Source organism: Kitasatospora sp. NPDC004799 (assembly GCF_040609095.1).
Taxonomy (GTDB): domain Bacteria; phylum Actinomycetota; class Actinomycetes; order Streptomycetales; family Streptomycetaceae; genus Kitasatospora.
In genome coordinates this window covers 1-7,412 of record NZ_JBEXJK010000398.1, presented here as the reverse complement: position 1 = coordinate 7,412, position 7,412 = coordinate 1, and the positions used below count along the sequence as shown (strand labels likewise).

The window sequence follows — 7,412 nt, the reverse complement described above, 5'->3', positions numbered from 1 at the left end:
GGCGGAGGTGCCGCCGATGGTGGTGAGCGCGGCGGTCACCAGGTGCGGCTGGCCGCTGACGGCGCCGCCGGTGCCGGCCGTGGCGGCGGGCATGAGGTAGGCGACCAGCACCTCGCGCCACAGGACGAAGGGCGGGGGAGCGCCGGGGGCCTTCTTGCTCATGGGACGTCCTTTGCTGGGTGATAAGGCGCCTAAGTATTTGTGCTTAGGTGCCTAACTATTGGGGCGGAAGGGAGGCGGGCCGCCGTCCGGCGGCCCGCCTGGGTGAGGATCAGTCCTCGGTGAGCGCGTCCATGCCCGCGACCACCCGGGCCAGCAGGTCCAGGAAGGTGGCGCGCTCCTCGACGGAGAGGCCGCCGACCAGCGCCTGCATCCGGGCGAAGTGCTCGGGCGCCAGCTCCCGCAGCCTGTCGGCGCCCCGGGCGGTGAGGATCACCACGTTGCCGCGGCCGTCCTCGGTGGACGGCCGGCGGGCCACCAGGCCCTCCCGTTCCAGGCCGTCGACCAGCCCGGTCACGGTCGCCCGGGAGACGCCGAGGCTCGCCGCGAGCTGGGACGGCGACTTCTCGCCGCCGTGGTCCTCCAGGTCCGCCAGCAGCCGGTAGCGGCCGGTGGAGAGGCCGAAGCGGCCGAAGTGCACCTCGCCGGCCTGGCCGATCCGGGCGCCCGCCGCCATCAGCCGGGCCGCGACCAGGACGGCCTGCGGGTCGGCCGTGAGGCCGTAGCGGGCGATCTGGCGGCGGGCCTGGTCGAGGCTGGGGGCGGTGGGGCCGCTCTCGGGCTGCTGGGTCACGAGAAGTAATATGGCACCTAATCTGATTCCCGGTCAAGTGAGCCCGCGCCGATCAGGGTGTAGCCAGTACCACCCTCAAGACGGACACCTGCATGATCGAGCGTCAGGGCGGGGCCGGACAGGATCGTGTCCATGAACACCACCTCGAACCGCAGGCGCCGGATCAGCGCTGTCGCGATCCTGGGTCTCGCCGCGTCGGTGGCCGCGACCGGCACCGGACTCGCCGCCACGACCCCGCCGTCCACCGTGCACGCGACCGCTGCCGCGGCCGCTGCCGCGACCCCGCGGTCCTTCCAGGGCGCGCTCCCCGCGCCGACCGGCCCGTACGCCGCCGGCGAGGAGGTCATCCACCTCACCGACGCGAGCCGTCCCGACCCGTGGGTGCCGTCGTCCGGCCCCCGCCGACTGGCCGTCACGATGGTCTACCCGGCCGTCCCCGGGACCGGGACTCCGGCCCCTTACACGACCCTCGCCGAGGCAGCCGGAATCATCCAGCGCCGGAACCTGCCGGCGAGTTCCGGCGTCACCCCGGAGAGCCTCTCCGGCGTCACCACGCACGCCTTCGACGGCGCGCGGCCGCAGCGCGGCAGGCATCCGCTGGTGGTCCTCTCGCCCGCGGCCGAGAACCCGCGCATGACGCTCACCTCGCTCGCGACCGACCTGGCCAGTCACGGCTACGTCGTCGCGCTCGTCGGCCACACCTACGAGGACAGCGGCGAGACGCTGGCGAACGGCCAGACGCCGCCGTGCGCGATCTGCGATCACCCGGAAACGCTCGACTTCGACTCCGTCGCCGCCAGCCGCGCGCGGGACGTGTCCTTCGTGATCGACCAGTTGACGCACGGCACTACCGCATGGCGCCTGGCCCACCTCATCGACAAGCACCGGATCGGCATGGCCGGACATTCCCTCGGCGGAGCGGCGACCGCCGACACGATGGTCGCCGACCCGCGAGTGCGGGCCGGGGTGAACATGGACGGCAGCTTCCACCCGGCCCCGAAGCCCGGCCAGATCAACCGGCCCTTCCTCATGCTGGGCCACACGCCCGGCGGCGGCGACAACTACACCGACTGGGAGCAGACCTGGGCCGCCCTCGGCGGTTACAAGAAGTGGCTGACGGTCACCGGCTCCGACCACTTCAGCTTCTCCGACGGGGACCTGCTGCAGGAGCAGGCCGGGTTCCCGACGCCGCCCCTCTCACCGGAACGCGGGGTGGCGATCACCCGCGAGTACGTGACAGCGTTCTTCGACCAGGCGCTGAAGGGGATCCGCAGCCCGCTGCTGGACGGCCCCTCGCCGGACTATCCGGAAGTGCGCTTCCAGCACTAAAGCTTGTTCCAGAAGGTCTGGTGCGGGGCAGCGCCGCGTTGATCCTTCGGGGGGTCATGCGGCTCTGAGCGGGCCGCCGTCGTCGGTCGAGCGGTAGGGCTGGGCGGCGCGGGGGGTGATCCGGGGCGGCGTCCAGTCGGCGTGCCGCAGGACGGACCGGACCATCGCGCCGGGCGGGGTGAGCCGGATCGCGGCGTTGCGCAGGCCGACGGCCAGCGGGTGGGCGAGCTGCTGGCCCATCCGGCCGGCCCGGCGGGCGTCGCGGGCCACGGTCTGGCTGCGCGGGAGGCGGGCCGCGTCGTAGCGGGCGAGCGCGGCCTCGACCGTCCGGGCCTCGGCGAGCGCCGCCGCCAGGGTCACCGCGTCCTCCAGGGCCTGGCACGCGCCCTGGCCGAGGTGGGGCGTCATGGCGTGCGCCGCGTCGCCGAGCAGGGCGATCCGGCCCGAGACGTAGGACGGCAGCGGGGTGGCCAGCTCGTTGATGTCGTGGTGCAGCACCGCCTCCGGCCGGGTCGCGGCCAGCAGTGAGGGGATCGGCTCGTGCCAGCGCGCGAAGCGGCGGCGGACCTCGGTCAGCGGGTCCCGGTAGCGGACCCCGGCCGGGGCGTTCAGGACCGCGTGCCACTCGGCGGTGCCGTCGGGGAAGGCGATGTGGCCGAACTCGGCGCCGTGGCCCCAGGTCAGCTCGAAGTCGGCCTTCAGTCCGTCGACGGGGCGCTCGGTGATCGCCCGCAGCACCGTCGAGCCGCTGTAGACGGGCCCGGGGTGGCCGGGGAAGAGGCGGCGTCGGAGGCGGCTGTTGATGCCGTCGGCGGCCACCAGGAGGTCCGCCTCCAGGAAGTCCGCCCCCGGGCGGTCCACCCCCGGGCGGTCCACCCCCGGGCGGTCCGCCGCCGGGTGGTCCGCCTCCCGGGTGGTGCCGGCGAATCCGGCCCGGACCCGGAACGGCCGGCTGGTGTCCACCTCGGTCACCTCGGCGCCGATGACCAGGGACTCGGCGGGCAGCGCCTCGCGCAGGACGCGGTGCAGGGCCGCCCGGGGGATGCCGACGATCGGGGCACCCAGTTCCCGCTCCAGGGCCGCGCCCTCCATCGCGGCGAGCCGACGGCCGTCCGGGGTGCGGGTGCCGCCGGTGTACTGGCGGCGGGCGGCCGCCTCGACGGCCTCGCCGACGCCCAGGGCGGCGAGCGCGCGCATCCCGTTGGCGGCGAGGGAGATGCCCGCGCCCGCATCGTCCAGGACGCCGGCCCGCTCGACCACGGTCACGTCCCACCCCGCCAGCCGGAGCCCGATCGCGGCGGCCAGCCCGCCGATCCCGCCCCCGACCACCACCGCGCTGTTGCTGCTGCTCATGCCCGGTCCTTCCCGTGTCGCCGCGCTGTCTTCTACAGCTGTAGAAGGAGCGTACTACGGGGCTGCCGGCGGGCGGACGGGGGTGGGTGCGGGGCGCCCGGGCGGGGCCGGACATGGGGTGGGTGCGGGGTGCCGGGCGGCGGTGCGGCGCCGACCGGCGGGCCCCGCCGTCCGAGGGGGTGCGCGGCGGGTGCCGCGGGCCCGGTAGAAAGGGGGGATGCGGCGACACGAGGACCAGAAGCGGGACGATGCGGGGCGGCCGGACCGGCGGACGGCGCTGGCGGACGCCGCGATCGGGGTGCTGGCGGACCTCGGCGTGCGCGGGCTGACCCACCGGGCGGTCGACGCGGCGGCCGGGCTGCCGCTCGGGACCACCTCGGCCTACCTGCGGACCCGCCAGGCCCTGCTCACCGCGCTGGTGCGGCGGCTGGTGGAGCTGGACCAGGGCGAGCTGCACGCCATGGGCGAGCGGGTTCCGGTCCGTACGGCGGAGGAACTGGCCGACGGCATCGGCGAGTTGATGAATCGGCGGCTGTCCGGCGACGGGCGGCGGCGCTCGCTCGCCCGGTACGCCTGCGCGGTGGAGAGCGTGCGCGACCCCGAACTGCGGGAGATCCTCGTCCCGCGTGAGAACGCCGGGCGGGCCGCCGTCCGCACCTTCCTCGCCGCCCAGGGCGTGGCCGACCCCGACGGGCGGACCACCGCCCTGCTGGCCTGCATCGACGGTCTGGTCTTCGAGCACCTGGTGGGCGGCGGCGAGCCCGGGGCCGACGCGGTCCAGGGCCTGGTGGCGGCCGCACTGCGGGGCGCGGCCGCGCGCTGAGGCCGGCCGTGGGCCCGTAGCCGGAGGCGGGATCAGGCCTCCCGCGCCCGCCCCAGCTCGGCGGCGTACCCCGCCAGCAGGATGCGCAGCGTGCGCCGGAAGCACCGCTCGGAGTCGAGCCCCTCGCCGGTGGTGAAGGCCTGCGCCAGGTGGGGGAGGGCCTCCCGGTCCAGGGCGGCGAACTGCTCGGGTCCGGGCTCGGTGCCCTCGTGGTGGGGCGTCTCGCCGACCTCGCCCAGGGTGTGCCCGATGGTCCACCGGACGACGGAGTTGAGGACGTCGAGCGCGTCGCCGAGCGGGACGCCGTCCGCGTGGAGCACGGCGATGCCGCGTTCCAGCAGGGCGAGGGAGGCCGGGGTGGCGGCCGGGCGGGTGGCCAGCACGGTGAGCATGGCGGGGTGGTCGAGCAGCAGCCGGCGCAGCTCGACGGCGAACTCCCCGACCACCTGGGTCCACGGGCCGCTGGGCTCGGCGAACAGGTCCCCGGCCGACAGCTCCAGCAGCCGCTCCACCATGCCGTCGAGCAGGGCGGCCTTGCTGGGGACGTAGTAGTAGAGCGTCATGCCCTCGACGCCGAGCGCCGCACCGAGTTTGCGGTTGGACAGCGCCGCGAGCCCGTGCTCGTCCACGTAGGCGAGTGCGGCGTCGATGACCTTCTCGCGGGTCAGGCCCGTCCGCGGGCGGGTGCGCCGGTCGGCCATCGGTTCCTCCTCCGCCCCGGTCCGCTCCACCGGGGCTGTGCGGTTGGGGCCTTGACAAGTCTTGCAGTGCAAGAAAAGAATACCCGTCATCAGCTTCTTGCACTGCAAGAAAAACTCTGGGGAGGGTGTCGTGCAGCTCGTCGCCGTCATGGTTCGCAAGCTCAACGAGGGTGTGGAGTACGAGGAGTTCCGCAAGGCGTGGATCCCGGACGAGGTGTTCCCGGACGACCCGCGCACCCGGGTGATCAGCGCCACCGCGCTGGAGAACGCGCGGGAGATCGTCACCATCGCCCTGATCGAGGGCGACCACGGGCCCGAGTCGATCGAGGCCTGGAGCGAGCGGGTGGCCCCGGTCGAGGCGCGCCGCTTCGAGCGGATCAAGGACCTGGTCGGCCCGCCGTCCCTGAACGCCGTCTACCAGGTCGTCGCCGAGGACGACCTGTCGCGGCCGATCGCGCGGTAGCGGACCCCGGGGCGAGGGCCGCGAGGGAAGCCCGGTCGGCCCGCTCGCCCGCCCGCCGACCCGGACGGCCGACGGCCGATCGGCGACCTCGAATGACACCGCATCAGGTCAATCAACCGTCAAGTTGGTTCATTCACAGAATGTTTCCTCGGGAGCCGAGCGGTGGACGCAGGATTTACGCCCCTCCCAGGTCTTCACACGGAGATCTCCGGCTGACAGGCTGGGGCCGCCCTTTTCAGTACGGAGGAGGTTCCTTGTCCCGCATAACCACGCTGGCCGGAGCGGTCACCTGCGCTCTCGCACTTGTCACCGGTACCGCCGTCGCCGCGTCGGCGGCGCCCGTCGACCAGGCCCCGAGCCTGCTCGAGGCGAAGGTCGACCCGGTCGCCTGGACGCCGTGCAACCCGGACCCGACCAAGCCGGACCCCGGCATCTACGACTGCGCCGTCTACCCCGTGCCGCTGGACTACGACAACCCGTCGGGCGAGAAGATCGGCATCGCCATGATGCGGCGGCGGGCGAGCGACCCGTCGAAGCGGATCGGCTCGCTGTTCCTCAACCCCGGCGGCCCGGGCGGCAGTGGCTACCTGTGGGCGACGACCAGCCGCTTCGGCCCCGAGGTGCAGTCCAAGTTCGACCTGGTCGGCTTCGACCCGCGCGGCGTGGCCCGGAGCAACCCGCTCAAGTGCTTCAAGACCCAGGAGGACGCCGACGCCGTCACCGGCCGGATGGTCGGCGTGCCGGTCACCAAGGCCGAGATCAACGAGACGCTGGACGCCAACCAGGACTACACCGACGCGTGCAGCAAGAACGCCGGCCCGCTGATCGAGCACATGTCGACCATCAACGTGGTGCGCGACCTCGACCGGATGCGCCGCGCCGTCGGTGACGCCCAGCTCTCCTTCGCCGGGTTCTCCTACGGCACGCTGATCGGTTCGACGTACGCCAACATGTACCCGAACAAGGTCCGCGCGATCATCGTCGACGGCAACGTCGACCCGAACCTGCGCCTGCACAACGGCCTGGAGTACGACCGCCAGCGGGCGAACGGCTTCGAGATCGCGCTGGACGAGTTCCTCAAGCGCTGCCAGGCCGCCGGCGCCCCGCGCTGCGCCTTCGGCGAGGGCGACACCCGGGCCAAGTTCGACCAGCTCCGCGACCACCTGCGGACCAGCCCGATCACGCTGCCGAACGGCTCCAAGGTGACCCTGAGCAGCTTCACCGGCGAGGTGGCCAGCGCGCTGTACTCGCAGGCCAAGCTGGCCCCGCTGGCCAAGTCGCTGCAGGCGACCTACCAGGTGTTCCAGAAGCCGGCCGCGACCGCCCTGCTGGCCCCGCAGGCGAACGTCTCGGAGGAGGACGCCAACCTGCTCTCGGTGGACGTCCCGCGGGCGGCGCTGCGGGAGGCCCCGGTGGACTCCGAGTACACCGCGGACGACTCCTACCTGGCCGTCAACTGCCAGGACAAGCCGTACCCCTCCAACGACCGGGTGTTCGCGAACGCGGCCAAGGCGTGGGAGAAGGACATGCCGACCTTCGGCCGCTACCAGGCCTTCGACGCGCCCGCGTGCGCGAGCTGGCCGGCCCCGGCCCGGGACGCCGAGCGCTTCTCCGGCCCGTGGAACAAGAAGACCTCCAACACCGTGATGGTCATCGGCAACCTGTACGACCCGGCCACCCAGTACAAGTTCGCCGAGCGGATGCAGCAGCAGCTGGGCAACGCCGTGCTGGTCAGCGTCGACTCGATCGAGCACTGCGCCGTGGGCCGCAGCAAGGCGCTGAACGCGCTGGTCACCCGCTACCTGGTGGACGGCACCGCGCCGGCCCCCGGCCAGCTGCTGAAGCCGGACGCGGAGATCTTCCCGGCGGTCTCCTCGACCACCCGCCGGGTCGGCTCGTCGGTCCTGGCGATCGGCGAGTCCACCACCAGGCCGATCCGCAGCCGCTGCC

7 protein-coding genes are annotated in these 7,412 nt (G+C 73.5%); 4 read left to right on the top strand and 3 right to left on the bottom strand.

All coding sequences use genetic code 11. The features are described from left to right. Positions 1–271: 271 nt before the first annotated feature. Positions 272–793: a MarR family transcriptional regulator gene (locus tag ABZW03_RS33490; protein ID WP_355266862.1), complete on the bottom strand. Its 522-nt coding sequence runs from the start codon at positions 791–793 to the stop codon at positions 272–274. 132 nt (positions 794–925) lie between these two features. On the opposite strand from ABZW03_RS33490, the gene ABZW03_RS33485 reads away from it, so the two are divergent. Continuing rightward, a complete protein-coding gene (locus tag ABZW03_RS33485) occupies positions 926–2,122 on the top strand; it encodes an alpha/beta hydrolase (RefSeq protein WP_355266860.1) in 1,197 nt (398 codons plus the stop codon). 54 nt (positions 2,123–2,176) lie between these two features. Here ABZW03_RS33485 and ABZW03_RS33480 read toward each other — a convergent pair whose 3' ends face one another. Next, positions 2,177–3,475, bottom strand: coding sequence for an FAD-dependent monooxygenase (locus ABZW03_RS33480; RefSeq protein ID WP_355266857.1), 1,299 nt, complete (start codon positions 3,473–3,475; stop codon positions 2,177–2,179). Between the two features lie 217 nt (positions 3,476–3,692). Here ABZW03_RS33480 and ABZW03_RS33475 point away from each other — a divergent pair, with 217 nt between their 5' ends. Continuing rightward, positions 3,693–4,298 (top strand): TetR family transcriptional regulator C-terminal domain-containing protein, encoded by a 606-nt coding sequence (locus ABZW03_RS33475; RefSeq protein ID WP_355266854.1) that lies wholly within the window; start codon positions 3,693–3,695, stop codon positions 4,296–4,298. Between the two features lie 32 nt (positions 4,299–4,330). On the opposite strand, the gene ABZW03_RS33470 is transcribed toward ABZW03_RS33475, so the two are convergent. Next, positions 4,331–4,999 carry a TetR/AcrR family transcriptional regulator C-terminal domain-containing protein gene (locus tag ABZW03_RS33470; RefSeq protein ID WP_355266851.1) on the bottom strand — a complete coding sequence of 223 codons (669 nt, stop codon included), beginning with the start codon at positions 4,997–4,999 and terminating at the stop codon, positions 4,331–4,333. Positions 5,000–5,129: 130 nt separating this feature from the next. Here ABZW03_RS33470 and ABZW03_RS33465 point away from each other — a divergent pair, with 130 nt between their 5' ends. Both ABZW03_RS33465 and ABZW03_RS33460 read left to right on the top strand, forming a co-directional pair. Continuing rightward, positions 5,130–5,462, top strand: coding sequence for a hypothetical protein (locus ABZW03_RS33465; protein ID WP_355266848.1), 333 nt, complete (start codon positions 5,130–5,132; stop codon positions 5,460–5,462). 254 nt (positions 5,463–5,716) lie between these two features. Continuing rightward, on the top strand, positions 5,717–7,412 hold a 1,696-nt coding region (locus ABZW03_RS33460), incomplete at its 3' end, for an alpha/beta hydrolase (RefSeq protein WP_355266845.1).

Coding starts and splice junctions, on each gene's coding strand:
- ABZW03_RS33485 (WP_355266860.1), top strand. CDS start 926: ATGAACACCACCTCGAACCGCAGGCGCCGGATCAGCGCTGTCGCGATC.
- ABZW03_RS33475 (WP_355266854.1), top strand. CDS start 3,693: ATGCGGCGACACGAGGACCAGAAGCGGGACGATGCGGGGCGGCCGGAC.
- ABZW03_RS33480 (WP_355266857.1), bottom strand. CDS start 3,475: ATGAGCAGCAGCAACAGCGCGGTGGTGGTCGGGGGCGGGATCGGCGGG.
- ABZW03_RS33470 (WP_355266851.1), bottom strand. CDS start 4,999: ATGGCCGACCGGCGCACCCGCCCGCGGACGGGCCTGACCCGCGAGAAG.